Annotated in this window: 20 protein-coding genes; 4 read left to right on the forward strand and 16 right to left on the reverse strand. The window is 74.5% G+C overall.

Annotation, left to right across the window (positions count from 1 at the left end; translation table 11 throughout):
• The first annotated feature begins 94 nt into the window (after window positions 1-94).
• A complete protein-coding gene (locus AB0D10_RS34730; protein ID WP_360263287.1) occupies window positions 95-2329 on the forward strand; it encodes a MinD/ParA family protein in 2235 nt (744 codons plus the stop codon).
• 52 nt (window positions 2330-2381) lie between these two features.
• Here AB0D10_RS34730 and AB0D10_RS34735 read toward each other — a convergent pair whose 3' ends face one another.
• The 10 genes from AB0D10_RS34735 to rimP form a co-directional block, all read right to left on the reverse strand.
• Window positions 2382-3326, reverse strand: coding sequence for a bifunctional riboflavin kinase/FAD synthetase (locus AB0D10_RS34735; protein ID WP_360263290.1), 945 nt, complete (start codon window positions 3324-3326; stop codon window positions 2382-2384).
• Window positions 3327-3391: 65 nt separating this feature from the next.
• Window positions 3392-7033 (reverse strand): serine protease, encoded by a 3642-nt coding sequence (locus AB0D10_RS34740; protein ID WP_360263292.1) that lies wholly within the window; start codon window positions 7031-7033, stop codon window positions 3392-3394.
• Between the two features lie 223 nt (window positions 7034-7256).
• A complete protein-coding gene (gene truB, locus AB0D10_RS34745) occupies window positions 7257-8186 on the reverse strand; it encodes a tRNA pseudouridine(55) synthase TruB (RefSeq protein WP_360263295.1) in 930 nt (309 codons plus the stop codon).
• 53 nt (window positions 8187-8239) lie between these two features.
• On the reverse strand, window positions 8240-9343 hold the full coding sequence (locus AB0D10_RS34750; RefSeq protein ID WP_360263297.1) for a bifunctional oligoribonuclease/PAP phosphatase NrnA: 1104 nt from the start codon (window positions 9341-9343) through the stop codon (window positions 8240-8242).
• 2 nt (window positions 9344-9345) lie between these two features.
• Complete coding sequence (gene rbfA, locus AB0D10_RS34755) at window positions 9346-9786, reverse strand: 30S ribosome-binding factor RbfA (protein WP_360263300.1); 441 nt, start codon at window positions 9784-9786, stop codon at window positions 9346-9348.
• Window positions 9787-9939: 153 nt separating this feature from the next.
• Window positions 9940-10236, reverse strand: a complete 297-nt coding sequence (locus tag AB0D10_RS34760; protein WP_360263303.1) for a DUF503 domain-containing protein — start codon at window positions 10234-10236, stop codon at window positions 9940-9942.
• A 151-nt stretch (window positions 10237-10387) separates the two neighbouring features.
• Entirely contained in the window at window positions 10388-13537 is a 3150-nt protein-coding gene (gene infB / locus AB0D10_RS34765; protein WP_360263306.1) for a translation initiation factor IF-2, read from the reverse strand.
• A 230-nt stretch (window positions 13538-13767) separates the two neighbouring features.
• A complete protein-coding gene (locus tag AB0D10_RS34770; RefSeq protein ID WP_360263309.1) occupies window positions 13768-14061 on the reverse strand; it encodes a YlxR family protein in 294 nt (97 codons plus the stop codon).
• 126 nt (window positions 14062-14187) lie between these two features.
• Complete coding sequence (gene nusA / locus AB0D10_RS34775; RefSeq protein ID WP_360263312.1) at window positions 14188-15192, reverse strand: transcription termination factor NusA; 1005 nt, start codon at window positions 15190-15192, stop codon at window positions 14188-14190.
• Window positions 15193-15245: 53 nt separating this feature from the next.
• Window positions 15246-15785 carry a ribosome maturation factor RimP gene (rimP, locus tag AB0D10_RS34780; RefSeq protein WP_360263314.1) on the reverse strand — a complete coding sequence of 180 codons (540 nt, stop codon included), beginning with the start codon at window positions 15783-15785 and terminating at the stop codon, window positions 15246-15248.
• Window positions 15786-16079: 294 nt separating this feature from the next.
• Between rimP and AB0D10_RS34785 the strand changes: the two genes are divergently transcribed.
• Complete coding sequence (locus tag AB0D10_RS34785; protein ID WP_360263382.1) at window positions 16080-17120, forward strand: ferritin-like domain-containing protein; 1041 nt, start codon at window positions 16080-16082, stop codon at window positions 17118-17120.
• 67 nt (window positions 17121-17187) lie between these two features.
• Window positions 17188-18111: an aminoglycoside phosphotransferase family protein gene (locus AB0D10_RS34790; RefSeq protein ID WP_360263316.1), complete on the forward strand. Its 924-nt coding sequence runs from the start codon at window positions 17188-17190 to the stop codon at window positions 18109-18111.
• A 97-nt stretch (window positions 18112-18208) separates the two neighbouring features.
• Here the strand turns inward: AB0D10_RS34790 and AB0D10_RS34795 are convergent, their stop codons facing one another.
• The 5 genes from AB0D10_RS34795 to dxr all read right to left on the reverse strand — a co-directional run bounded on the left by AB0D10_RS34795 (window position 18209) and on the right by dxr (window position 23784).
• Window positions 18209-18766, reverse strand: a complete 558-nt coding sequence (locus AB0D10_RS34795; RefSeq protein WP_360263319.1) for a GNAT family N-acetyltransferase — start codon at window positions 18764-18766, stop codon at window positions 18209-18211.
• 76 nt (window positions 18767-18842) lie between these two features.
• Window positions 18843-19718, reverse strand: a complete 876-nt coding sequence (locus AB0D10_RS34800; protein ID WP_360263384.1) for a GNAT family N-acetyltransferase — start codon at window positions 19716-19718, stop codon at window positions 18843-18845.
• A gap of 169 nt (window positions 19719-19887) precedes the next feature.
• Entirely contained in the window at window positions 19888-21048 is a 1161-nt protein-coding gene (gene ispG / locus AB0D10_RS34805) for a flavodoxin-dependent (E)-4-hydroxy-3-methylbut-2-enyl-diphosphate synthase (protein WP_360263322.1), read from the reverse strand.
• A gap of 143 nt (window positions 21049-21191) precedes the next feature.
• Window positions 21192-22496 (reverse strand): M50 family metallopeptidase, encoded by a 1305-nt coding sequence (locus AB0D10_RS34810; RefSeq protein WP_360263324.1) that lies wholly within the window; start codon window positions 22494-22496, stop codon window positions 21192-21194.
• 58 nt (window positions 22497-22554) lie between these two features.
• Window positions 22555-23784 (reverse strand): 1-deoxy-D-xylulose-5-phosphate reductoisomerase, encoded by a 1230-nt coding sequence (dxr, locus tag AB0D10_RS34815; RefSeq protein ID WP_360263326.1) that lies wholly within the window; start codon window positions 23782-23784, stop codon window positions 22555-22557.
• 84 nt (window positions 23785-23868) lie between these two features.
• On the opposite strand from dxr, the gene AB0D10_RS34820 reads away from it, so the two are divergent.
• The gene (locus tag AB0D10_RS34820; protein WP_360263328.1) at window positions 23869-24537 is read left to right on the forward strand and encodes an NAD(P)-binding oxidoreductase; all 669 of its coding nucleotides are present in this window, start codon (window positions 23869-23871) and stop codon (window positions 24535-24537) included.
• 58 nt (window positions 24538-24595) lie between these two features.
• Here the strand turns inward: AB0D10_RS34820 and AB0D10_RS34825 are convergent, their stop codons facing one another.
• The gene (locus AB0D10_RS34825; protein WP_360263331.1) at window positions 24596-26038 is read right to left on the reverse strand and encodes an aldehyde dehydrogenase family protein; all 1443 of its coding nucleotides are present in this window, start codon (window positions 26036-26038) and stop codon (window positions 24596-24598) included.
• Window positions 26039-26164: the final 126 nt, after the last annotated feature.

Here is a 26164-nt window from a genome sequence, read left to right on the forward strand (position 1 = left end):
CGAAGCCGCCTTCTACGGAGGTTGCCGTACGGCCTAGTCTTTGATGCGGCAACGGCACCGCTGAGCAAGCGGCGGCGAACACGAGGGAGCCAGAGTGAGCAGCGATCGGGACGGCGTCTACGTCGGCGACAACGCGGCGGAGGACGACGACGACTGGTCGGACGCGCCTGACTACACTCCCCCGTCCTGGTACGTGCAGACGGAGGCCCCGGCGGCTCCGACGGCCCCGGCCGCCGCTGCCCCGGCCGCCGTGCCCGCGCCCGGCCCGGGGACGACGGCGCACCCGACCGCCCCGGTGGCGGAACAGGCTCCGGCCGGGGCTCAGGCCCCGGTCCCTGTCCCGCACCAGGCCCAGGCACCGCTGGCCGCGCCGGCTCCGGCTCCGGCTCCGGCCCCCATGGTGGAGGCCCCGTCGGCCGTGCCGCCCGCCGCCGGGCCAGCCACCGCCCCGGCGCCCGCACCCGTCGCGCCGGTGCCCCCGGCGCCGCCCGTGCAGGCCGAGGCCCGGCACGTCCCGTTCCCGGCGGCCACCCCCGTCCCGGCCCCGGCCCCCGCGCCCGCCCCCGAGCAGCCGCAGGCCGCCGCCCCGGCCTGGCCGACGGCGGAGGCCCTGGCGCAGCAGCCCGCGCCCCAGCCGTACCCGGCACCGGTGGCCCCGGCGCCCGCCGCGACCGCGCAGCCCGTCCCGCCGCAGTCCTACCCGCAGCCCCCCGTGCAGCCGGCCCCGCCGCAGCACCCGCAGCCTCCGCTCGGCCCGCAGGACCAGCAGGCCGCCTGGGACCCGCAGGCCGCATGGGCGGCCCAGCAGGCGGCGGCCCCGGCCCAGCAGGCCCCGGCCGTCCAGCAGCAGCCGCTGCCCGCCCCGCAGCCCGGTCCGGTGGACCCGCGCCAGGGCGGCTGGCCGCAGCCCGCCGCGTACCCGCCGCCGGCCCAGTCGCAGGCGGCCCAGCCCCAGCCCGGTCAACCCCAGCCCGGTCAGCCCGTCCCGCCGCAGCAGGCCCAGCAGCCGGGCCCCGCGCAGCCCTGGCAGCAGCCGCAGGCCCCGCAGCCCGCCGCGTTCCAGCAGGCCGCCGCCCCGCAGCAGACCGCGCACGGCGCACCGCTCGGCTACACCGCCGCCGTCGAGCTGTCCTCGGACCGGCTGCTGCGCAGCCAGCCCAAGCAGCAGCGCCAGCAGCCCCGGTTCCAGTTCGGCGGCAAGGCCGCGGCGGCCGAGAAGTCCCGCAGGCTGGAGATCATCCGCACCCCGGTGATGAGCTGCTACCGGATCGCCGTGATCAGCCTCAAGGGCGGGGTCGGCAAGACCACGACCACCACCGCCCTCGGTGCGACCCTGGCCAGCGAGCGCCAGGACAAGGTGATCGCGATCGACGCCAACCCGGACGCCGGCACCCTGGGCCGCCGGGTGAAGCGCCAGACCGGTGCGACCATCCGCGACCTGGTGACGGCCATCCCGCACCTGCGCAGCTACATGGACATCCGTCAGTTCACCTCGCAGGACCTGAACTCGGGCCTGGAGATCCTGGCGAACGACGTCGACCCGGCGGTCTCCACCACCTTCAACGACTCGGACTACCGCCAGGTCATCGACGTGCTGGGCCGCCAGTACCCGATCATCCTGACCGACTCCGGCACCGGCCTGCTGTACAGCGCGATGCGCGGGGTGCTGGACCTCGCCGACCAGCTGATCATCGTCTCCACCCCCAGCGTGGACGGCGCCTCCAGCGCCTCGACCACCCTGGACTGGCTCTCCGCGCACGGCTACGCGGACCTGGTGCAGCGCAGCATCACGGTGGTCTCCGGGGTGCGCGAGACCAGCAAGATGATCAAGGTCGAGGACATCGTCGCGCACTTCCAGACCCGCTGCCGCGGCGTGGTCGTGGTGCCGTTCGACGAGAGCCTGGCGGCCGGCGCCGAGGTCAACCTCGACATGATGCGGCCCAAGGTCCGCGAGGCCTACTTCGAGCTGGCCACCCTGGTCGGCGAGGACATCGTGCGTGCCCAGCAGGCCGCCGCCCAGCAGTCCGCCTGGCAGCAGCCGCAGGCCCCGCAGCCGCAGCCCCACCAGGGCCAGGCCGCGCCGGCCCCGCAGCCCGCCCCCGGTGCGCCGTGGGCGCCGCAGCCCGGCCAGGCACCGCCGCCCCCGCCCGGGTACGGCTACCCGCAGCAGCCGCAGCCCTGGCCGCCGCAGCAGGGCGCGCCGCAGCCGGGCCCCGGCTACGGCTACCCGTCGGGCCAGCCGCCGGTGCCCGCCCCGCCCGCCGAGCCGGACGGCTACCGGCCCCCGCCGCCGGGCTACGGCTACCCGCCGCAGGCACCCCAGCAGTGACGACACGGGAAGGGCCCGCCGATACGGCGGGCCCTTCCGGCGTCCGTGGGGATCAGGCCCCGTCGGTGAGCTCGCGGGCGCGCTTGACGTCGTCGGCCATCCGGTCGAGCAGCGCCTCGATGGAGTCGAACTTCTCCATCCCGCGCAGGTAGGCCAGGAAGTCCACCGCGACGTGCAGCCCGTACAGGTCCAGGCCGACCCGGTCGATGGCGTACGCCTCGACGGTGCGGGCGGTGCCGTCGAAGGTCGGGTTGGTGCCGACCGAGATCGCCGCCGGCATCCGCTCGCCGTCGGCGGTCAGCCAGCCCGCGTACACGCCGTCGGCCGGGATCGCGCTGTGCGGCACGGTCTCGACGTTGGCGGTCGGGAAGCCCAGCTCGCGGCCGCGCTGCGCGCCGCGCACCACCTCGCCCTCGACCCGGTGCGGGCGGCCCAGCACCTCGCCCGCCCCCGCCATGTCCCCGGACTCGACCAGCCGGCGGGTCAGGCTGGACGAGAACGGCTCGCCGTCCCCGGCCGCGCCGCACACCTGCAGGTCGACCACCTCGACCTCGAAGTCGTCCGCCCCGCCCAGCTCGGTGAGCAGCGCGACGTCCCCGGCGGCCCGGTGCCCGAAGCGGAAGTTGGGGCCCTCGATGACGACCCGCGCGCGCAGCGCGTCCACCAGTACCTGCCGGACGAAGGTCTCCGGGGACTCCTTCGAGAACTCGGTGGTGAACGGCAGCACCAGTACCGCGTCCACGCCGAGCTCCGCGATCAGCTCGGCCCGCCGCGGGTGCGGCGCGAGCAGCGGCGGGTGGCTGCCCGGGCGGATCACCTCGCGCGGGTGCGGGTCGAAGGTCACCACGACCGCGGGGAGGCCGAGTTCGCGGGCGCGCTCGACCGCCTGCCCGATGATCAGCTGATGCCCGCGGTGCACCCCGTCGAACGAGCCGATGGTGACGACGCTGCGTCCCCAGTCACCGGGGATCTCCTCCAGGCCACGCCAGCGCTGCACCTGACCGCTCCTTGTTCCGTACGGCGCGTACCCTCTGTACGCTCAAACGCTCAAAACCCGAACCCCTATAGCGTGCCATGCGCCTGCCCCGGCTCAGGCACCGGAATGCGGGTTGAGCGCACCGGCGACCGCTCGGCCCGCTCGGACGCGGTCCGCTCGGCCTCGGCGGCGGCGTACTGCGGATCCCGCCCGGCCGCCGCCAGGGCCCGCATCCGGGCCAGCCGGGGACCGTCCGGCGCGGCCGGGGCGGCGTCCCGCGGCCACCGGACGAGCAGCCGGGCGAAGGCCGCGGAGCGTCCGGCGCAGCGCACCAGCAGGTCGTCGGCGCCCGGCAGCCCGGGCGTCGTCCTGGCCAGCACCGCGCGGGCCCGGGCGGGATTCTCGGCGGCGCAGTGCTCGGCCAGCCGCTCCACGACGGCGGTCAGCACCGCCGGATCGGCCTCGGTGGCGAGCAGGACGTCCAGCAGCTCGCAGCGCAGCGCGTCCGCCGCCGGGTCGGGCACCGGGACGGACAGCGCCTCGGCGAACGGCCGCCGCACCGCCGCCGTACGGGCGGCCAGCGCGGCCCCGAGCAGCCCCCGCAGCTCCAGCCGGTCGGCCGGGCCGGCGGCCGCGGCCCGCGCCAGGCGGCGGCCGAGGTAGTCGACCGCGACCGGACCGGCCGCCGCCGGGTGCGCCCGCAGCAGCCGGGCGGCCAGTTCGGCACCCCGCCGGACGGCCGCCGGGGCGGTGGCGTCGGCGAGCACCCGCAGCGTCTCGGCGGTGGCCGCCCCGGGCGCCGCCAGCCGGTCGGCGAGCGCGGCCAGGACGGGCTCCGGGTCGCTCTCCAGCGCCGGGGCGAGCGCACTCGGGCCGAGGAACGCGTCACCGCCGGCCCGGTACAGGGCGAGCGCGGCCGGGAGGTGCTCGGCCCGGGTCCGCGGGTCGGCGACCAGCAGGGCCAGCGCCGCGCCGTGCAGGCCGGGCTCGTCCTCGCGGGCGAGCAGGGTCAGCGCGGTGAAGCGCAGCAGGTCGACCCCGGCGCCGGTCGCGTACGGGGCGGTCCGCAGCGCGTGCACGGCGGCCGCGACGTGCCGCTCGGGCCGCCGGTCGTGGCTCCAGCGGTCCACCGCGCGGCAGAGCGCGGACGGCTCCTCGACGGCGAGCACCGTGAGCAGCGCGTCGGCCCTCGGGTGTGCGGCGTCGGCCAGCGCGTCCGCCAACTCGTCGAGGGCGAGCCACCGGTGGGCGCGCAGCAGGTCGTGCGCCAGGTCGGCGACGGTGCGGCAGCCGCCGGGGCCGGGGCGGCCGGGCAGGCCGTGCGGGTCGTCGAACCAGGCGCAGAGCAGCGGGAACACCGCGACCGGATCGCTGCGCAGCCGTTCGACCACCGCGGCGAGGAAGCGCCGGGCGGGGCCGTCGGCGGTCACCAGGCGGCGCAGCAGGGCGAGTTCGTCCTCGATCGGCAGTCCGAGGCCGGTCCAGAACGCCGGTCCGAAACGTTCGAGCCCGGTGCCCGGGAGCGCCGCCTCCCCGCCGGCCGCACCGCCCTCCGCCGCGGCCCGTTCGGCGATCCGACCGGCCAACTGGTGCAGCAGCGCCCGGTGTTCGACCGGGTCGGGGCTGGCCGCCAGCCCCGCGGTGAGCAGCCGGCCCGCCCACCAGGAGGGTTCGCTGCCGGGCGGACGCAGGTCCAGCGCGCGCCAGATCCGGTGCAGCCACGGGTCGAGGGCGGGCGCTCCCCAGGTCTCGGCCACCCGACGCAGCGCGGCGGCGACCGGGCCGATCCGGTGCCGGGGGACGGGTTTCGCCCCGCCGGAACGGCCGGGCCCGGCCGGTGCGTCCACGGGCCCGGGGGGCGTGTCCGCAGCCTCCCCGAGCAGCAGCCGCAGCGCCGCGTCCAGGTCCAGGTGCAGGCCCTGCAGCCAGTCCGCGAACTCCCCGTGGGCGAAGCGGTACCCGGGCCCGGCGGGGACGAACAGGCCCTCGGCGAGCACCGCCCCGGCCCAGCCTCCGTCGACCGGGAACAGCTCCTCGAAGGCGGCCCGGTCCAGCCCGCCCGGCTCGCTGCCGAGCATCCGCCGCGCCGCCTCGTGGACCCGGCCGGCCACCGCCGCCGCCAGGCGGCGCACCCGCCGCCGGCGCGGTCCCCCGGGCCGGGCGGCGCCCCGGCGGTGCGCGCCCGGGCGACGCGGCCGGTCGTCCTCGGTCAGCCGCTGGGCCACGCGCAGGCAGCGCAGGTCCAGGAAGGCGCCGAACAGCTCGCCGCGGCGCACCGGCCCGTCGCGCAGCCCCTCGGCCCACAGCTCCCCGGCCAGCCGTACGGCCAGCGGGTGCCGGGCGTCCTCGGCGGCGGCCGGGTGGCCGGGCGGCAGCCCGTACCGGCGGCGCGCCCGTTCCGCGGCCTCGGCCGGCAACGGGCCGAGCCGGTGCCCGGCCAGGCTCGGCCCGTCCGGGCCGCGGCCGTCCATCCGGACGGTGGGGGCGCTGCTCAGGTCGCCGTCCGGGTGCGGCTGCTCGGGGCGGCCCGCGCCCGCGGTGCCGTTCCCCCACGTCTCGGTCGGCAGCCGCTCCCAGAGCTCCTCGCCGCAGGCGGTCAGCAGCCGCGCCCCGCAGCCGGTCAGCCACTGCCCGGCGCCGTGCAGCCAGTGCGCGTCCAGCCGTGCCGGGGCCTCCTCCGGGCCGTCCAGGACGACCAGCAGCGGCCGCCCCGCGGCCGCGCACAGCGCCGCCACCGGCTCCGGCGCGGGCGCCGGCGTGCCCAGCTCGGCCGCCGCCGCGGCCAGCGCCCGCTCCACCGGTTCGGCGAGCGAGCGGTCCCCGGCGCGCAGGTCGGCGCCGCGCAGCCAGAGGGTGGGCTGCGGGTGGGCGCCGCCGGAGCGGCGCACGGCCAGTGCGGCCAGTTCGGTGGAGCGGCCGCTGCCGGGGGCACCGACCAACGCGGTGACGGTCGCGGCCGGGTCGTCCCCGGTCAGCCCGTCCGGCCGGTCCACCCGGTCGGCGGCCAGCCCGGCCACCCGTCCCGGTCCGGCCCCGGCGGCCGCCAGCTGGGCCGCGGTCAGTCGCAGCACCCCGGCCAGGTTGAGCGCCGGCCCGTACGCGGGCACGGCCGCCGCGTTGCGGGCCAGCAGCCCGGCCAGCGCCTCGGCGACCTCCACCCGGCCTCCGCCGACCCCCACGGCCGGCAGCGCCCCGCCGTGCCGCGGTCCCCGGACGGCGGGGGTGGCCAGCGCGACCACCGCACCGCTGTGGGCGTCCAGCACCGGCGAGCCGGCCGGCACCGTGACGCCGCCGACCACCGGCACGTCCAGCAGCAGCACCCCGCCCAGGCGGTGCCCGCCGTACCCGGCGCCGGTGACCCCGAGCAGTCCGCAGCGCAGCGCGACGGCCCGGCCGTCCTCCCCGGCCAGCGCGGGCAGCAGCACCTCGTGCCCGCCCCCGACGGCGGTCACCGGCAGCGGCGGCACGGGCAGTCCGCCGACCGCGTCGGTGCGCAGCAGCGCCAGCCCGTGCTCGGGCAGCGCCAGGACGGCGTCCGGGCCGAGCACCCGGGTCTGCCCGCCGGGGGTGTGCAGGACGACCCGGTCCAGTCCGGCCACGCTCTCGTGGGCCGTGAGCACCACCCCGCCCTGCGGGTCGGCGACGAACCCTAAGCCGTGCAGCCGCCCGTTGAGATCGCGGATCCGCAGCAGGTACCGCTCCGGATCGCCCTCCGGAAACCCCGACATGACTGCCCCCTCGACCGTCGCTCGCTCACCGTCGGGAGCCTGCCCGCCGGGGCGGCGCCCCGACCGCGCCCACGCCGCTCACCACGGGCGTTCACCTCGTGCGCTCCCTCGTGCGGGTGATCCCCCGCTGCTCGGGTGAAGCGGCCCCGGGAACGGCGGAACCCCCGTCGGGATTCCCGACGGGGGTTCCGGGCAGCCGTGGGAGGCCCGGCGGTGGGAGCCGTCAGCCGACGAAGACCGCGACCGGCTTCGCCTGCCCGGCCTTCTCCTCGACCAGGGCGAGGAAGCGCCCGTCCGGCCCGAAGACCGCGATCGGCCCGTCGACGCCCAGCCCGGGCGCCTTGAGCCGGGAGCCGTGCGACAGCTTCTGCGCCGAGGCCTCGTCCAGGTCCCAGCGCGGGAAGGCGGCCGCCGCGGCCTCCGCGATCGGCAGCACCTGCAGCCCTTCGGCGGGCTCGCCGGTGACCGCCGCCTCCAGCTGCTCCAGGGTGTGCGCCGACTCCACCGAGTACGGCCCGACCTTGGTGCGCCGCAGCGCGGTCAGGTGCCCGCCGACGCCCAGCCCGGCGCCCAGGTCGCGGGCCAGCGCCCGGATGTAGGTGCCGGAGGAGCACTCGACGGTCACGTCCAGGTCGATCACCGGCGTGCCGTCCTCGGCGATCGCCGCGCGCTGCGCGTGCACGGTGAACGAGTGGATGGTGGTCGGCCGCGCCGCGAGCTCGAAGTCCTCGCCCTCGCGCACCCGCGCGTACGAGCGCTTGCCGTCGATCTTGATCGCGCTGACCTTGGACGGCACCTGCATGATCTCGCCGGTGAGCGCCGCGATCCCGGCGTCGATCGCCTCCCGGGTGACGGCGTCGGCCGGGGTCGAGGCGGTGACCTCGCCCTCCCGGTCGTCGGTGACGGTGGTCTGGCCGAGCCGGACGGTCGCCTCGTACGTCTTGGCGGTGAGCATCAGGTGGCCGAGCAGCCGGGTGGCCCGCTCGATCCCGATCACCAGCACGCCGGTGGCCATCGGGTCGAGCGTGCCGGCGTGGCCGACCTTCCGGGTCCCGGCCAGCCACCGCAGTTTGGCGACGACCCCGTGGGAGGTGATGCCCTCGGGCTTGTCGACGATCACCAGGCCGTCGGGGCCGGTGCCTTTGCGCTTCATCGGGTTCTTTCTCTGAAGACGTCGAATGACGTCGGAACAACGTCAGGAGATGATCAACGTACCGGCCGCAGCGCTTCCCGGAACCGTTCGACCACCGCGGCCACGTCCTCCCGGACGCTGAATCCGGCCGCGAAGACGTGGCCCCCGCCGCCCAGTTCGGCGCAGGCCGCGGCGACGTCCACCGCGCCCTTGGAACGCGAGGAGCCGCGCAGCGTGCCGTCCGGGTCCTGCTTGAGCACCAGCGCCACCTCGGCCTCGGCCGGGCGGCGCAGGACGTCGATCAGCCCCTCGATCTCCTCGACCGTGACGCTGAACAGCGCCAGGTCCTGGTACGGCACCCAGGTCCACACCAGGCCGAGGCCGCCGGCCGCCTCCGGCTCGTAGACGGCCCGGTCGAGCGCGCCCGCGAGCACCTTCAGGTAGCCGAAGGAGGAGGTGTCCCAGAGCTGCCGGGAGATCAGGTCGTGCCGGATGCCGGTGGCCAGCAGCCGGCCGGCGAGTTCGTGGGTGGCGGGCGTGGTGGCCCGGTACTTGAACGAGCCGGTGTCGGTCGCGACGCCGGTGTAGAGGCAGGTGGCCAGGTCCCGGTCGAGCTCGACGCCGAGCCGGCGCAGCAGTTCGTCGACCAGCACGGCGGTGGCCGGCGCGGTCGGGTCGATCAGCTGGTGGGTGCCGAAGCCCGGGTTGGAGGCGTGGTGGTCGAAGACCACCAGGACGGGCGCGGCGAAGGCCTTGGCGTGCAGCAGGCCGAGCCGGCTCTCCGCGGCCACGTCGAAGCAGAGCACCAGCTCGGGCACGTCCGGCACCTCGTCGGCCGGCACGATCAGCTCCTGCCCGGGCAGGAAGGCCAGCGACTCGGGCACGATCTGCGGATCGTCGCCGAAGGAGACCCGCACCTGCTTGCCGAGCGCGCGCAGCGCCAGCGCGGCCGCCAGCGAGGAACCCAGTGCGTCGCCGTCCGGGCAGATGTGGCAGATCAGGTCGATCGAACGGGCCCGCCCGATCTCCGCCACCGCCTGCTGCCAGACCAGCTCGAACCCGCTCTCCTCGGCGCGCGGCCCCGGGAGCGCCGCGAGGGCACCCTCCACCGTGCTGGTGGAGGACGCCCCCGTGGTCGTTCCGGCTCGCGAGGCGGCCTGCGCCGGCTCACCCGCCATGACTACTCGTCCTCGTCGTCACGCTCGGACGCCGGGACCCGGTACGGGTCCGCGTCGCCGGCGTAGGTCGCCCCGGCGGCCTGCGTGCGCACCTCGGCGTCGGAGTGCCGGGCCCGGTCGAGCAGGTCGTCGATGTTCCGGGCGTTGTCCGGCAGCGCGTCCGCGACGAAGGTCAGCGTCGGGGTGAAGCGCACCCCGATCTTGCCGACCTCGGAGCGGATCACGCCCTTGGCGCTCTCCAGCGCGGCGGCCGTGGCCTCGCGCTCGGTCTCGTCACCGAAGACGGTGTAGAAGACGGTGGCCTCGCGCAGGTCGCCGGTCACCCGGGTGTCGGTGATGGTCACGAACCCCAGTCGCGGGTCCTTGATCCGCCGTTCCAGGGTCTGGGCGACGACCACCTGGATGCGGTCGGCGAGCTTGCGCGCCCTTGCGGTGTCGGTCACGTTGCCTCCTCGTGCAATGGGCCCGGTACCCGGGTGAGCTGCGCACCCGTCGGGGCCCACGCCCCAAAGTACCGGCCCGCGCCCGGCCTTGCGGGCGCTCTCGGTCCTGATCCGTGTGAGAACGGCGACTTCCGTCGACCGACTCCACGGCTCTCATTCGTCGTCGTCGTTGTGGTACCGCCGCCTCGCGGAGAGGAGCTGTACCTCGGGGCGGCCGGCGACCAACCGCTCACAGCTGTCCAGGACCTCGGTGATGTACCCGGCCTCGCCGGACACCACCGCCAGACCGATCTCGGCCCGGCGGTGCAGGTCCTGGTTCCCGGTCTCGGCAGCGCACACGCTGTACTTGCGCTGCAGTTCGGCCACGATGGGCCGCACGACCGACCGTTTCTCCTTGAGCGAGTGGACGTCGCCCAGGAGCAGGTCGAAGGTGAGTGTTCCCACGAACATGTATGACAGGTCTCGCCGACCTGGAAGGCCTCGGGGGGCAGCCCGCAACCGGACTGACGCCGCTGCATCTGACTACCCCGGACCCTACACAGCGAGACCGGGGCCGGTCGACGGAAATACCACCCGTCGACCGGCCCCGGACACCACCCGCTTACGCGCGCGGCTTCTCGCGCATCTCGTAGGTCTCGATGACGTCGTCGACCTTGATGTCGTTGAACGACCCGAGCGTGACACCGGCCTCGAAGCCCTCGCGGACCTCGGTCGCGTCGTCCTTGAAGCGGCGCAGACCCTCGATGGTGAGGCTCTCCGCCACGACCTTGCCGTCGCGGATGAGGCGGGCCTTGGCGTTGCGGCGCAGCAGGCCCTCGCGGACCAGCACACCGGCGATGTTGCCGAACTTGGAGGAGCGGAACACCTCGCGGATCTCCGCGGAGCCGAGGCGAACCTCCTCGTACTCCGGCTTGAGCATGCCCTTGAGGGCGTTCTCGATCTCCTCGATCGCCTGGTAGATGACCGAGTAGTACCGGACGTCCACGCCTTCCTTGTCGGCCGCGGCGCGCGCACGACCCTCCGCGCGCACGTTGAAGCCGATGATGATGGCGTCCGAGCCCATCGCCAGGTCCACGTCGGACTCGGTGATGGCACCCACACCGCGGTGCAGGACCCGGAGCTCGACCTCCTCGCCCACGTCCAGCTTGACGAGGGCGTCCTCGAGGGCCTCGACCGAACCGGAGACGTCACCCTTGATGATGAGGTTGAGCTGCTCGATGGAGCCGGCGGCGATGGCCTTGTCCAGGTCCTCCAGGGACACCCGGACCCGACGCTGCGCGAAGGCGGCGTTGCGGTCGCGGGCCGAGCGCTTCTCGGCGATCTGACGGGCGGTGCGGTCCTCGTCGACGACGATGAAGCTGTCGCCGGCGCGGGGCACCGAGGTCAGACCGAGCAGCAGCACCGGGCGGGACGGGCCGGCCTCGGCGAGGCTGTTGCCGTTCTCGTCCAGCATCGCGCGGACACGGCCGTAGGCGTCGCCCACGACGATCGAGTCGCCGACGCGGAGGGTACCGCGCTGCACGAGCACGGTCGCCATGGCACCGCGGCCCTTGTCCAGGTGCGCCTCGATGGCGATACCCTGCGCGTCCTGCTCGGGGTTGGCCCGCAGGTCGAGCGAGGCATCCGCGGTCAGGACCACGGCCTCCAGCAGCTGGTCGATGTTGAGACCCTGGCGCGCGGAGATGTCGACGAACATGGTGTCGCCGCCGTACTCCTCGGCCACCAGACCGAACTCGGTCAGCTGACCGCGGACCTTCGTCGGGTCGGCGCCCTCGACGTCGATCTTGTTGACGGCGACCACGATCGGCACACCCGCGGCCTTGGCGTGGTTCAGCGCCTCGACCGTCTGCGGCATGACACCGTCGTTGGCCGCGACCACCAGGATCGCGATGTCGGTGGACTTGGCACCACGGGCACGCATGGCGGAGAACGCCTCGTGACCCGGGGTGTCGAGGAAGGTGATCGGGCGCTCTTCGCCGTTCACCATCGTCGCCACCTGGTAGGCACCGATGTGCTGGGTGATGCCACCGGCCTCGCCGGCCACCACGTTGGACTTGCGGATGGCGTCCAGCAGGCGGGTCTTACCGTGGTCGACGTGACCCATGACGGTGACGACCGGCGGGCGCGGGGCCAGCTGGTCCTCGTCGCCCTCGTTGGCACCGAAGTCGATGTCGAACGACTCCAGCAGCTCGCGGTCCTCGTCGTCCCGGCTCACGATCTCCAGGACGAAGCCCATCTCGTCCGCCAGCAGCTGCAGCGTGGCGTCGGAGACCGACTGGGTCGCGGTGACCATCTCACCGAGGTTGAACATGACGGAGACGAGCGCGGCCGGGTTGGCGTTGATCTTCTCCGCGAAGTCCATCAGCGAGGCGCCGCTCGACAGGCGAACGGTCTGGCCGTTGCCGCGAGGGAGCATCACACCGCCGACGGACGGGGCCTGCATGGCCTCGTACTCCTGGCGCTTCGCCCGCTTCGACTTGCGACCGCGCGCCGGGCGACCGCCCGGGCCACGACCGAAGGCGCCCTGCGTGCCACCACGGGCACCCGGACCACCGGGACGACCGCCGAAGCCACCGGGACGGGGACCGAAGCCGCCGCCGCCACCCGGGGCACCGCCACCGGGACGCGGACCGCCGAAGCCGCCGCCACCCGCCGGGCGCGAGCCCGGACCGGCCGGACGACCCTGGAAGCCCGGACGGGCGCCACCGGCACCCGGACCACCCGGACGGCCACCGGGGCCACCGGGACCACGGCCACCCGGACCCGGACGCGGGCCGGCCGGACGCTGCGGCATCATGCCCGGGTTCGGACGCGGCATGCCGGACGGGGTCGGCCCGCCGGGACGCGGCGCAGCCGGACGCGGCATGCCGTCGGGACGCGGGGCGCCACCCGGACGGGGGGCACCGGCACCCGGCGCACCACCCGGACGCGGACGGTCGCCACCGGGACGCGGCGCACCGGCACCCGGCGCACCACCCGGACGCGGACGGTCGCCACCGGGACGCGGCGCACCGGCACCCGGCGCACCAGCCGGACGCGGACGGTCGCCACCGGGACGCGGCGCACCGGCACCCGGCGCACCACCCGGACGCGGACGGTCGCCACCCGGGGCGCCCTGGCGGCGGTCGCCGGGGCGACCCATGCCGGTGGCGCTGCCCGAGGTGAAGGGGTTGTTACCCGGACGCGGGCCGGCCGGACGCGGGCCCGGACGGGCGCCGCCGGAGGCCTGGCCGCTCGGCCGCGGGGCCTGGGCGGCCGGACGCGGGGCGTCGGCACCGGCCGGAGCCGGCGAGGAGAACTCGGCCGCGGGCGCGGCCGGGGCCGCCGCAGCGGCGGGACGCGCTGCCGGGCGCGGGCCCGGAGTCGGCGCACCCGGACGCGGAGCGGCGGGGGCGGCCGGAGCAGCGGCGGCCGGGGCGGCCGGAGCCGATCCGGCGGCCTGGCTCGCGGCCGGGGTGGGACGGGGACCAGGGGTCGCGCCAGGGCGCGGACCCGGGGTCGGGGCACCCGGCTTCGGGGCACCCGAGCCGGAGGGGGAGGGCGCCGCGGTCTTCCGCGGTCCCGGCTTGGCAGCGGAACCACCACCGGTGGGGGCCACACCAAGCGCGTCAGTCAACTTGCGCACGACCGGCGCCTCGATCGTCGAGGACGCCGAACGGACGAACTCCCCGAGCTCGGTGAGCTTGGCCATGACGGCCTTGCTCTCCAAGCCGAGCTCCTTGGCGAGTTCATAAACCCGGACCTTAGCCACTTCACTCCTGTCTATGAGTCCGGGGGTCTCGTCCGCCGGACTGTCGCTACTTCATGGGCGTACCCATCGCGTACTCATCGCGTACTCATCGAGTGCTCATCGCAATCTCGACCTACTTCCACATCGCGAGGTACCTGACTGGTGGCACGGCGCGCGGCTGCCCGCCCGCCGTGCTTGTTGCGGTGGTTCTCCGCCGCGTGGAGCGGCGGCCGTCGCGGGAGGCGGCCCGTCTAGCAGGCTCCGCCCGTCCGCTCCCCGATGAACCCGCGGAGCCGCTCCGTGTCGAGCATGCCCTGGAGCCGGAAGGCCCGGGGGAACGCTCGACGGCGGACCGCGAGGTCGAGGCAGGCCGGATCGGGGTGCAGGTGAGCGCCCCGGCCCGGCAGTGCGCCACGGGGATCAGGGACGCACTCGCCCTCGACCGCCGTGACACGCAACAGCTGGTGCTTGGCCGCGCGCTTGCGGCAGCCCACGCAGGTGCGTTCCGGGCGTGCTCGGACGTGCGTCCGGCCAGACGAAGGCAAGTCTACCCCTCCGAAGCGACATGGCGCCGCCCCGCAGATCCCGGGGGACCCGCGGGGACGGCTACGACAACACCGACCAGTGGCCGTCCGCCACCCATTTTCCTCCCGGGGGCGGCCGTTTCCCTCCTACTGGGGGCGGCCGTCGTCTTCCGGCTGACCCTCGGTGTCCGGGCGGATGTCGATCCGCCAGCCGGTCAGACGGGCGGCCAGACGGGCGTTCTGCCCCTCCTTGCCGATCGCCAGCGACAGCTGGTAGTCCGGCACGATCACCCGGGCGGAGCGCTGGACGGCGTCCACGATCTCCACGCTGGTCACCCGCGCGGGGGACAGCGCCGCGGCGACCATCTCCCGGGGGTCCTCCGACCAGTCGACGATGTCGATCTTCTCGCCGTGCAGCTCGCCCATCACGGCGCGCACCCGGGAGCCCATCGGACCGATGCAGGCGCCCTTGGCGTTCAGCCCGGCCCGGCGCGACCAGACCGCAATCTTGGTGCGGTGGCCGGCCTCGCGGGCGATGGCGGCGATCTCCACGCTGCCGTCCGCGATCTCCGGGACCTCCAGCGCGAAGAGCTTCCTGACCAGGTTCGGGTGGGTGCGCGACAGCGTCACCGAGGCCCCGCGGACCCCGCGGCGGACCGCCACCACGTAGCACTTCAGACGGGTGCCGTGCCGGTAGTCCTCGCCCGGGACCTGCTCCTGCGGCGGCAGGATGGCCTCCAGCTTGCCGATGTCGACCAGCACGCTCTTCGGGTCGTTGCCCTGCTGGACGACACCGGTGACGATGTCGCCCTCCTTGCCCGCGTACTCGCCGAAGGTCTGGTCGTCGGCGGCGTCGCGCAGGCGCTGCATCATCACCTGGATGCCGATGCTGGACGCGATCCGGCCGAAGCCGTTCGGGGTGTCGTCGAACTCCTTCGGCTCGACGCCCTCGTCCAGCTCCGTCGGGTCCTCCGTGGCCCACACGGTGACGTGGCCGCTCTTGCGGTCCAGGTGCACCCGGGCACGGCGGCGCGAGCCCTCGGTGCGGTGGTACGCGGTGAGGAGGGCTGACTCGATGGACTCGACCAGCAGGTCGAAGGGGATGTTCTTCTCGTTGACCAGCGTGCGCAGGGCACTCATGTCGATGTCCACGGCTACGCCTCCTCGTCTTTCGTCACGTTCGTCATGGTCGTACGGCGCCCGGGTCACTCGGCGCCGTCGTCCCCCTCGTCGAAGTCGGCGGCCTCGTCCAGGAGCTTCTCGTCGTCCTTGCGGTTGAACTCGACCTGGACCCGTGCCCGGGCCACCTCGGCGAACTCCAGGCGGCGCTCCTTCGGACGGCCGCGCCCCTTCACCGGCTGCACCTCGACCAGCGCGCCGTCCTCGTCGGCCTCCAGCACCCGGGCGACGATCTCCCCGCCGTCCACCAGGTGGATCTTGGCCAGCCGACCCTCGGCCCGCTGCCAGTGCCGCGGGAGCGCCAGCGGACGCTCGGCACCCGGCGAACCGACCTCCAGCAGGTAGGCCTCGTCGCCCATCAGGTCCGACTCGTCCAGGGCCTCGCCGACCACCCGGCTGAACTCGGCGATGGTGTCCATGTCCACGCCGCCGTCGGTGTCGACGTCGATCTGCACCTGCCGGCGGCTGCCCGCCTTGGTGACCCTGACGTCCTCCAGGTCCAGTCCGGCCTGCACGGCCAGCGGCTCCAGCAACTCGCGCAGCCGGTCGGTGTGGGTGGTGCTCATCCGGGTGGACTCCTCGGCCGCGTCTGCTGTTGTCAGAAGGTCGCCCCGCGCCTCCCGGTGCCACACCGGGTCACGGCAGCTCGGCCCAAAGCCTATCCGGTGAAGCCCCCAACCACCGATTCCGGACCACCCCCGGCCGCTCGCACGCCACCCACTGCGAGCAAGCTCACACCAGCCCGGCCTGGCACCCGTACGTCCGAACCCGGCCCGGGAACGTGGGGATTCTGTCATCATTCACGCCAACGAGGGCAGGCCTGGAGGCCGTCCTCCCGTACACGCCCCGGAGTGACCCCGATGCAGCCGCCCAGCCGACGGACCCTCCTGTCCCTCGGACTGTTCACCCTCACCGCCTGCACCGTCGCCGCCTGCACCACCGACCGCACCGGCCCCGCCCCCGGCGCCACCGGGCCCCGCCCCGACCCGGACGCCCCCGTCCGCCTGCGCGCGGTCGCCGCCACCGACGCCCTCCTCACCGGGTACGACACCCTGCCCGCGCCCCCCGGCGTCGACGGCGCCGGGCTCCGCGCCGAGACCGCCCGGCACCGCGCCGCCCTCGCCGAGGGCCTGCCCGCCACGGCCGTCCCGTCACCCCCCGTGACCACCGGCCCGACCGCCGGCGCCCCGCCCACCACCGCCGGACCGGCCACGGCCGCCGCACCGACCCCCGCCACCGACGGCCTGGCCGCGCTGGAACTCCGGACCGCCGAGTCCCACCTCGCCGACCTCGACGCCGCCGGGCCCTCGCTCGCCCGGCTGCTCGCCTCCCTCGCCGCCGCCCACACGCTCCACGCCGCGGCGCTGGGCGCCCCCGCCCCTCCCCTCGCCGCTCCGCCGACCGCCTCCGCCTCGGCGACCCCCGCCGCCACCCCCGGCGAGGCCCCTGGCGTCGGCGCCGCCGCCGTCACCGCCCTCCAGAACGCGCTCGGCGCCGAACACGCCGCCGTCTACGGCTACGGCGTCGTCGGTGCCCGGCTCCCCGACGACCCCGCGCGTACCGACGCCCGCACCGCCTACGCCGCCCACCAGGCCCGGCGCGACACCTGGCAGCGCCTGATCACCTCCCTCGGCGCCGCCCCCGCCCCGGCCGCCGGCGGCTACCAGCTGCCCTTCCCGGTCGCCTCGGCCGCGGACGCCACCCGGCTCGCCGCCCACCTGGAAACCCGGCTGACCGGCGTCTACGCCGACCTGGTCGCCGCCGTCCCCGCCCCGCACCGCCTCACCGCCGCCCTCGCTTTGCGCGACTGCGCCCTGCGGGCCCGCCGTTGGGGCGCCCCCGACCAGCCCTTCCCGGGCGTCCCCGACCCGGCCGCCACCCCCGCGGCCACCACCGGCTGAGAACACCCGCCCCGCAACCCGGCCGGGCGAGCGGGCCGCGCCGCCCGCGAACACCGACAATGGACCCATGTCGGGAGCCGCACCCACCATCACCGTCCCCACCTGGCTGACGCACAGCGTCACCGCCGCCCACGGCGACGCCGGCCGGCAATGGCTCGCCGCCCTCCCCACCAGGGCGGCCGCCCACCTGTCCGGCTGGCACCTCACCCTGGAACGCGTCCTCGACCCCGGCGGCAGCCTCAGCCTGATCGCGTACGTCCACCGCGACGACCTCTCCCCCGCCGTCCTCAAGACCGGCCTGCTGACCCCGGAGACCGCCCACGAGCACGCCGCCCTCACCCACTGGGCGGGCCGGGGAGCCGTCCTCCTCCTGGACGCCGACCCCGCCGAGGGCGTCCTCCTCCTGGAACGCCTCCACGGCGAGATCCCGCTGCGCTCCCTCGCCGAGCCCAAGGCCATGCTGGAGGCCACCAGCCTGCTGCACCGCCTCTGGGCCGAACTGCCCGGGGACCACCCCTTCCCCGCTCTCGCCGAGCGGGTCGCCGCCACCGCCGACCGCGTCGAGGAGCACCGCTCCCACCCCGCCGCCGCCGCGGCGCAGGCACTGGTCACCGAGGCCCTGGACACCGCCCGGAGCCTGGCCGACTCGGCCGACGAGTCCTTCCTGCTCCACGGCGACTTCCACCACGGCAACGTCCTCGCCGCCGACCGCGCCCCCTGGCTGGCCATCGACCCGCGCCCCGTCGCCGGCGAGCGCGCCTACGACCTGGCCCGCCTCGTCCTGGACCGGGCCGACACCCTGCTCGGCTCGCCCGGTGTACCCGCCGCCGTCCGCCGACGCCTCCACCAGCTCTCGGACGCCCTCGACGTGGACCGGGACCGCCTGCGCGGCTGGGCCCTCTTCCGCTCCGTCGACCTGGCGCTCCGCGCCGTCACCGCGGACCGCCACGAGGACGCCGAGCTCTACTTCGAACTCGCCGGTTCCCTCTGAGCCTTCCGCTCTGAGCCGGCCGCTCGGAGCACCGGCCGCTCGGAGCACCGGCCGCTGGGCACATCGGCCGCTCCCGGCGCCGGCGCCTCCGAGCGGTCTAGAGGCCCTGGACCGCCGACCGCCGCAGCGGCAACCGGGCGCCCATCACCGCGTACAACCGGTCCGTCGCCGGGAAGCGCACCGCCCGCGCCAGGTCCTGGTACCCCAGCGCCCGGTACAGCCGCCGCGCCGGCGTCTCCGCGTCGATCGCCGAGAGGATGCTGCGGTCCAGCCCCGAGCGCTCGCACAGGGTCCGGATCAGCTGCGAGCCGACGCCCTGCCCCTGGAACTCCGGCAGCACGTGCAGTTCGGTGACGGCGAACACCCCGTCCAGCCAGTCCCCGTACCCCCGGGTGGTCAGGTAGGGCTCGATCACCGAGCTCCACCAGTGCTCCCGCTGGTTGGGCATCCCGTACCCGAACCCGACCAGCCGCCCCCCGCTCATCGCGCCGTACGCGATCACCCCCGGCTGCTGGGCGTGCCGCCCGACGATGTGCAGCCGTACCGCGACCTCCTCGGGCGTCAGCCCGAACGCCACCGCCTGGACCTCCAGCGCCTGCGGCGCCCAGGCCGCAAGGTCGATGGCCCCGATCGTCACCCCGGTCAGCTGATCCATGCTCCGGACGTTACTACCAGCGGACCCCCGACGCGGCCGAAGATCCGAACCCGGGCTTCCCACGGGGACGGCACCGTCAGAACAGCACGCTCATGAAGGCTCCGACCTCCCGGAACCCCACCCGTCGATAGGCCGCCCGGGCCCGCAGGTTGAAGTCGTTGACGTAGAGCGACACCACCGGCGCCACCTCGCGCAGCGCGATCTCCAGGACCGCCGCCATCCCCGTCTCGGACAGCCCGCGCCCGCGGTGCTCCGGCGCGACCCAGACCCCCTGGATCTGGCAGGCTCCCTCGGTCACGGCCCCGACCTCGGCCTTGAAGACGACCTCGCCGTCGGCCCCGAACCGCGCGAACGACCTTCCGGTGGAGACGAGTTCGGCCACCCGGGCCTGGTAGAGGAGTCCCCCGTCGCCCGCCAGCGGCGACACCCCGACCTCCTCGGTGAACATCGCCACGCACGCGGGCATCAGCGCCTCGACCTCGCCGCGCCGCACCCGCCGCACCAGCGGGTCCGGCGCGATCTCCGCCGAGGGCTCCGAGGTGGCCAACAGCGGCTGGTGGCCCCGGACTTCGCGGGCCGGCCCCCAGCTCCGCTCCAGCAGCGCCCAGAACATCGCGGTGGCCTCGGCCGGCCCGACGATCGAGGAGCAGCGCCTCCCCTGCCGGCGGGCCCGCTCGGCGAAGGCCGCGACCGCGTCCGGTCCGGCGTTCACCAGGACCAGGTTCGCGCCGGCGTAGCAGAGCGCGTCCAGGACACCGTCCCCGTCGTGCCAGCCCCACAACTCCCCGCCGAGCCGCCACGGGTCGAGCCCGACCGCTTCGACCCGGGTCGCGACGAAGGCGTTGGCGACCGGGTCGCGGTGGAGGATCTCCAGGGCGTCCGCGAGGTCGGGCGGCTCCAGCACGCGGGTGGTGGCCAGGGCCCGGGCGGCCTGGAAGGAGCTCGGGAGCATCACACCTCGATCGAGCATCGAGACAGCACCTCACTGAGACGACTCTGGCCGCACCCTACTCCGTGGCCCCACCCGGCTACGGCTGCGGGGCCGTCCACGAACGGACGGCCCCGCTTCCGGAATACTTCACGCGGGCATCCCCGCACCATCAGGACGAGCTACGGGGTGCTCACTCCCCCGCGACGACGGTCGGCGACCCCGACCCGACGCCGGCCGCCTGCATCTGCTCGGCGAGCTTGAGCGCCTCCTCGATCAGGGTCTCGACGATCTTCGACTCGGGAACGGTCTTGATGACCTCGCCCTTGACGAAGATCTGGCCCTTGCCGTTGCCGGAGGCGACGCCCAGGTCGGCCTCGCGCGCCTCGCCCGGCCCGTTCACGACGCAGCCCATGACGGCCACCCGCAGCGGCACCTCCATGCCCTCCAGGCCGGCGGTGACCTCCTCGGCGAGCTTGTAGACGTCCACCTGGGCGCGTCCGCAGGACGGGCAGGAGACGATCTCCAGGCCGCGCTCGCGCAGCCCGAGCGACTCCAGGATCTGGTTGCCGACCTTGATCTCCTCGGCCGGCGGGGCGGAGAGCGAGACCCGGATGGTGTCGCCGATGCCCTCGGCCAGCAGCGCGCCGAAGGCGACCGCCGACTTGATGGTGCCCTGGAAGGCCGGACCGGCCTCGGTCACACCGAGGTGCAGCGGGTAGTCGCAGGCGGCGGCGAGCTGGCGGTAGGCGTTGATCATCACGACCGGGTCGTTGTGCTTGACCGAGATCTTGATGTCGCGGAAGTCGTGCTCCTCGAACAGCGAGCACTCCCACAGCGCGGACTCGACCAGCGCCTCCGGGGTGGCCCGGCCGTACTTCTCCAGCAGGCGCTTGTCGAGCGAGCCGGCGTTGACGCCGATCCGGATCGGCACGCCCGCGCCCTTGGCCGCCTTGGCGATCTCGCCGACCTTGTCGTCGAAGGCCTTGATGTTGCCCGGGTTCACGCGCACCGCCGCACAGCCGGCGTCGATCGCGGCGAAGACGTACTTCGGCTGGAAGTGGATGTCCGCGATGACCGGGATCTTCGACTTCTTCGCGATGATCGGCAGCGCGTCGGCGTCGTCCTGCGACGGGCAGGCGACCCGGACGATCTGGCAGCCGGACGCGGTCAGCTCCGCGATCTGCTGCAGCGTGGCGTTGATGTCCGCGGTCACGGTGGTGGTCATCGACTGCACCGAGACCGGGGCGTCGCCGCCGACCGGCACGTTGCCGACCATGATCTGCCGGGAGTACCGGCGCTTGGCCAGCGGCTTGAGCGGCAGGGACGGAATACCGAGCGAGATCGCGGTCATGTGCGCAGGGTTCCCCGGGGTTGAGGTGTGATCGACCGCCCGGCCGTTGAAACGACCGGGGCCGGGCGCGCTGAGGTCGCGCACCCGGCCTCCACGGTACGGCACGGCGACGGGCCCCAGCACACCCGCCGTACCCGAACGCCCTAGCTGATCTTCACCGGGTTCACCAGGTCGGCGACCATCACGAGCAGCGTGAAGCCGATGAAGATGCTGGCCACGACGTACGCCACCGGCATCAGCTTGGCGACGTCGAACGGTCCCGGGTCGGGCCGGCGGAACACCTGTGCGAGGCGGCGCCGGACCGCCTCCCAGACCGCGCCCGCGATGTGGCCGCCGTCCAGCGGGAGCAGCGGCAGCATGTTGAAGAGGAAGAGCGACAGGTTGATGCCGGCCAGCAGGTTCACGAAGAACGCGATCCGCTGGGTGCCGGGGATGTCGAGCGAGAAGACCTCGCCGCTCACCCGGGCGGCGCCGACCATGCCGATCGGCGAGTCCGGGTCGCGCGGGGCGTCACCGACGACGGCGTTCCACAGCCCGGGGATCTTGCCGGGCAGGGCGACCAGCGACTTCACCCCGTTCTCGGTCATGTCGTACATCCGGTCGAGCGACTGCCCGAATCCCAGCCGGACGACACCACTCGCGGGAGTGAAGCCGAGGAACCCGGCCTGGACGGTCTGGCCCTTGATCGGGACGTTGTTCCCGTCGTACTTCTGGACGTCGTTGACGGCGATGGTCGGCGTGAGCGTGAGCTGTTGCCCGTCCCTCTCGACCACGACCGGCACGGTCCTCCCGGACGACCTGCGGATGTCCGTCTGGAGCTGGTCGTAGGTCCGGATCCGGTCACCGTCGAAGGAGACGATCCTGTCCCCGGCCTTCAGCCCGGCCTGGGCGGCCGGGGTCTGCGGGGCGCCCGCCGGGCAGTTGTCGGTCGGCTGACCCGCCTTGACCACGCACTGGGCGACGGTGCTGACCGTCGGCACGTTCATGGAGACGCCGAAGCCCATCATCACCGTCAGGAAGAGCCCGAACGCCAGCACCAGGTTCATGAACGGCCCGGCGAACATGACGATGACGCGCTTCCACGGCTTGCGGGTGTAGAACAGTCGCTGCTCGTCACCCTCCTGGAGCTCCTCATAGGAGGCCTCGCGGGCGTCCTCGATCATGGTCCGCCAAGGCGAGCTGCTGCGCTTGGTGATCCGCCCGTCCTCGCCCGGCGGGAACATCCCGATCATCCGGATGTACCCGCCGAACGGGATCGCCTTGATGCCGTACTCGGTCTCGCCCTTGCGGCGCGACCACAGGGTCGGGCCGAAGCCGACCATGTACTGCGGCACCCGGATGCCGAACAGCTTGGCCGTGGAGAGGTGGCCGAGTTCGTGCCAGGCGATCGAGACGAGCAACCCGATGACGAAGACCAGGATGCCGACCACCGTCAAAACCGTTGCCACCGCTGGTCCTCCGTCATGCCGCTCCGCTCATCGTCTCGTCCTACCGCAATCCTGGTCGTCAGCCCGCCGCCAGCTCGCGAGCCCGGGCACGCGCCCAGTCCTCCGCGTGCAGGACGTCCTCCACCGTCAGAGAAGTTCCCGCCACCGGCGTGCCGTGCTCGGCGACGACCTTGGCAACAGTGTCCACGATTCCGGTGAAGGCGAGGCGCCCCTTCAGGAATGCCTCCACACATTCCTCGTTGGCCGCGTTGAACACCGCCGGGGCGGTACCGCCCAGGGTGCCGACCTCGCGGGCCAGCTCGACCGCCGGGAACGCCTCGTCGTCCAGCGGGAAGAACTCCCAGGTGGCGGCCTTCGTCCAGTCGCAGGCCGGGGCCGAATCCGGCACCCGGTCCGGCCAGCCCATGCCCAGCGCGATCGGCATCCGCATGTCCGGCGGGCTGGCCTGCGCCAGCGTCGAACCGTCCGTGAACTCCACCATCGAGTGCACCACCGACTGCGGGTGGACCACGACCTCGATCCGGTCGAACGGCACGTCGTACAGCAGGTGCGCCTCGATCACCTCCAAGCCCTTGTTCACCAGGGTCGCCGAGTTGATCGTCACGACCGGGCCCATCGCCCAGGTCGGGTGCGCCAGCGCGTCCTGCGGGGTCACCCCCGCCAACTGCTCGCGGGTGCGGTTGCGGAACGGGCCGCCACTGGCGGTGACCACCAGCTTGCGCACCTCGGCACGGGTCCCGCCCGCCAGCGCCTGGAACAGCGCGGCGTGCTCCGAGTCCACCGGCACGATCTGGCCCGGCTTCGCCACCGCCTTCACCAGCGGGCCGCCGACGATCAGCGACTCCTTGTTGGCCAGCACCAGCACCCGGCCGGCCGCCAGCGCGGCCAGCGTCGGCCGCAGCCCGATCGACCCGGTGATGCCGTTCAGCACCGAGTGGCACTCCACGGCGGCCAGCTCGGTCGCCGCGTCCGGACCCACCAGCACCGCCGGCAGCGGACGGCCCGCCGCCTTCGCGGCCAGGGCCTCGCGCAGCGCCGGCTCGGCCGCCGGATCGGCCACCGCCACGGTGTGCACGCCCAGCCGCAGCGCCTGGTCGGCCAGCAGCTCCACCCGGCCGCCGGCGGCCGACAGGGCGACCACGCGGAAGCGGTCCGGGTTGCGGAGCACCACGTCGATGGCCTGGGTTCCGATCGAACCGGTGGAACCGAGGATCACCAGCTCCCGGGGGCCGGAGGGGTCCGCCACGGTGGGCGTGAAGCGCAGCTGCGGGTGGGCGAGCGAAGTCATGCGCCCATTGTGTCCTGTCCGCGACCACGCCACTCCCGAGGCTTCCCCAGGACGACCCGGCACCCCCGGGCTACCGTCGGAGCCATGCGCACCGTCATCGCCGGGGGCCACGGACAGATCGCGATGGAACTGGAACGGCTGCTCGCCGCACGCGGCGAGCGCCCCGCCGGGATCATCCGCCGCCCCGAACAAGCCCAGGACCTGATCGACGCCGGAGCCGAGCCGCTGCTGCTCGACCTGGAGGCCACCACCGCCCCGCAGCTCGCCGACCTGCTCGCCGGCGCCGACGCGGTAGTCTTCGCCGCCGGAGCCGGACCGGGCAGCGGCGCCGCCCGCAAGAACACCGTCGACCGCGACGCCGCCGTCCTGCTCGCCGACGCCGCCGAACTCGCCGGCGTCCGCCGGTACCTGATCGTCTCCTCGATGGGCGCCGACGCCGACGCCCGCCACCCCGCCGACGAGGTCTTCGAGACCTACCTGCGCGCCAAGGGCTCCGCCGACGACGCGGTCCGGGCCCGGACCGCCCTGGACTGGACCGTGCTGCGCCCCGGACGGCTCACCGACGGCCCCGGCACCGGACTGGTCCGGCTGGCCCCCACGGTCGCGCGCGGCGCGGTGGACCGGGCCGACGTGGCCGCCGTCCTGGCCGCCCTGCTGCGCGAACCCGGCACCGCCGGACTGACCCTGGAACTGGTCGCCGGGAACGCCACCGTCGAGGAGTCGGTCGCCGCCGCGGCCGGGCACGACCGCTGAACGCGCGCGGGGCCCGGTTCGACGAACCGGGCCCCGCGGCGACACGTCGACGCGTCTGTCAGAGGTCGAGGCCGGTCAGGACCAGGACCTTCTCGACCGTGTAGTCGTCCATCGCGTACTTGACGCCCTCGCGGCCGACGCCGGAGTCCTTCACACCGCCGTACGGCATCTGGTCGGCACGGTAGGACGGCGCGTCGCCGATGATCACACCGCCGACCTCCAGCTCCCGGTGCGCGCGGAAGGCGGTCTGCAGGTCGTGCGTGAACACACCCGCCTGCAGGCCGAACAGCGAGTCGTTGACGGCCGCGAAGGCCTCGTCCACGCCGTCCACCCTGTGCAGCGACAGGACCGGGCCGAACACCTCGGCCTTGGCCAGGATCGCGTCCCCGGGCAGCTCCGCCAGCACGGTCGGGGCGTAGGTCGCCCCCTCCCGGGCACCGCCGGTCAGCACCTTGGCGCCCTTGGCGACCGCGTCCTCCACCCAGGACTCCACCCGCTTCGCGGCGTTCTCGTCGACCAGCGGGCCGACGTCCGTCGCCGAGTCGTTCGGGTCACCGGTGACCTGCGCCTTGACCTTGGCCACGACCTTCTCCACCAGCGCGTCGTACACCGACGCGTCGGCGATCACCCGCTGCACCGAGATGCAGGACTGGCCGCCCTGGTAGTTCGCGAACATCGCGATCCGGGTCGCCGCCCAGTCCAGGTCGGCCTCCGAGGACCAGTCGGCGAGGACCACGGCCGCGGCGTTGCCACCCAGCTCCAGGGTGCAGTGCTTGCGCGGCACCGAGTCCATGATCTGGTAGCCGACCTTGTCCGAACCGGTGAACGAGATCACCGGCAGGCGGTCGTCCTGCACCAGCGCCGGCATCCGGTCGTTCGGCACGGTCAGGATCGACCAGGAACCGGCCGGCAGGTCCGTCTCGGCCAGGATCTCGCCCAGCACCATCGCCGACAGCGGGGTCGCCGGAGCCGGCTTCAGGATGATCGGGGCACCGACCGCGATCGCCGGGGCGACCTTGTGGGCGACCAGGTTCAGCGGGAAGTTGAACGGGGCGATGCCCAGCACCACACCGCGCGGGAAACGGCGCACCACCGCGAACCGGCCCACGCCGCCCGGGTCGGTGTCCAGCCGCATCGTCTCGCCGTTGGTGCGGCGCGCCTCCTCGGCGGCCCAGCGGAAGACCGACACCGCACGGCCGACCTCACCGCGGGCCCACTTGATCGGCTTGCCGTTCTCGGCCGTGATCAGCTGGGCGAGCTCCTCGGTGCGCTCGGCCAGCCGCTTGGCCACGTGGTCCAGGGCAGCGGCACGCTGGTGCGCCGGAGTCGCGGCGAACACCGGCAGCGCGGCGACGGCCGCGTCCAGCGCCTCCTCGACCTGGGCCTCGGTCGGGATGCTCACCCTGCCGACCAGACGGCCGTCCCAGCTGTTGTGCACCTCGAAGTCGGCGTCACCGCTCGCCCGGCGGCCGGCGAGCCAGAAATCGTACGTGGTGGTCACCGTGGTACCGGCCCTCTCCTCGTCTCGTACGGCCCGCACGGACGTGGGACCGGAATCCGAGGGTAGGGGCGTCGGCGCGCTGACCGGATTGGCCGACTAGGAGCGTTCGACTCCGGGGCCACTCCA

It is taken from the genome of Kitasatospora sp. NPDC048545, from assembly GCF_040651155.1.
GTDB lineage: Bacteria > Actinomycetota > Actinomycetes > Streptomycetales > Streptomycetaceae > Kitasatospora.

Coding starts and splice junctions, on each gene's coding strand:
- AB0D10_RS34740 (WP_360263292.1), bottom strand. CDS start 7,033: ATGTCGGGGTTTCCGGAGGGCGATCCGGAGCGGTACCTGCTGCGGATC.
- truB (WP_360263295.1), bottom strand. CDS start 8,186: ATGAAGCGCAAAGGCACCGGCCCCGACGGCCTGGTGATCGTCGACAAG.
- AB0D10_RS34750 (WP_360263297.1), bottom strand. CDS start 9,343: ATGGCGGGTGAGCCGGCGCAGGCCGCCTCGCGAGCCGGAACGACCACG.
- AB0D10_RS34760 (WP_360263303.1), bottom strand. CDS start 10,236: ATGTTCGTGGGAACACTCACCTTCGACCTGCTCCTGGGCGACGTCCAC.
- rimP (WP_360263314.1), bottom strand. CDS start 15,785: ATGAGCACCACCCACACCGACCGGCTGCGCGAGTTGCTGGAGCCGCTG.
- AB0D10_RS34785 (WP_360263382.1), top strand. CDS start 16,080: ATGCAGCCGCCCAGCCGACGGACCCTCCTGTCCCTCGGACTGTTCACC.
- AB0D10_RS34790 (WP_360263316.1), top strand. CDS start 17,188: ATGTCGGGAGCCGCACCCACCATCACCGTCCCCACCTGGCTGACGCAC.
- AB0D10_RS34795 (WP_360263319.1), bottom strand. CDS start 18,766: ATGGATCAGCTGACCGGGGTGACGATCGGGGCCATCGACCTTGCGGCC.
- AB0D10_RS34800 (WP_360263384.1), bottom strand. CDS start 19,718: ATGCTCCCGAGCTCCTTCCAGGCCGCCCGGGCCCTGGCCACCACCCGC.
- ispG (WP_360263322.1), bottom strand. CDS start 21,048: ATGACCGCGATCTCGCTCGGTATTCCGTCCCTGCCGCTCAAGCCGCTG.
- dxr (WP_360263326.1), bottom strand. CDS start 23,784: ATGACTTCGCTCGCCCACCCGCAGCTGCGCTTCACGCCCACCGTGGCG.
- AB0D10_RS34820 (WP_360263328.1), top strand. CDS start 23,869: ATGCGCACCGTCATCGCCGGGGGCCACGGACAGATCGCGATGGAACTG.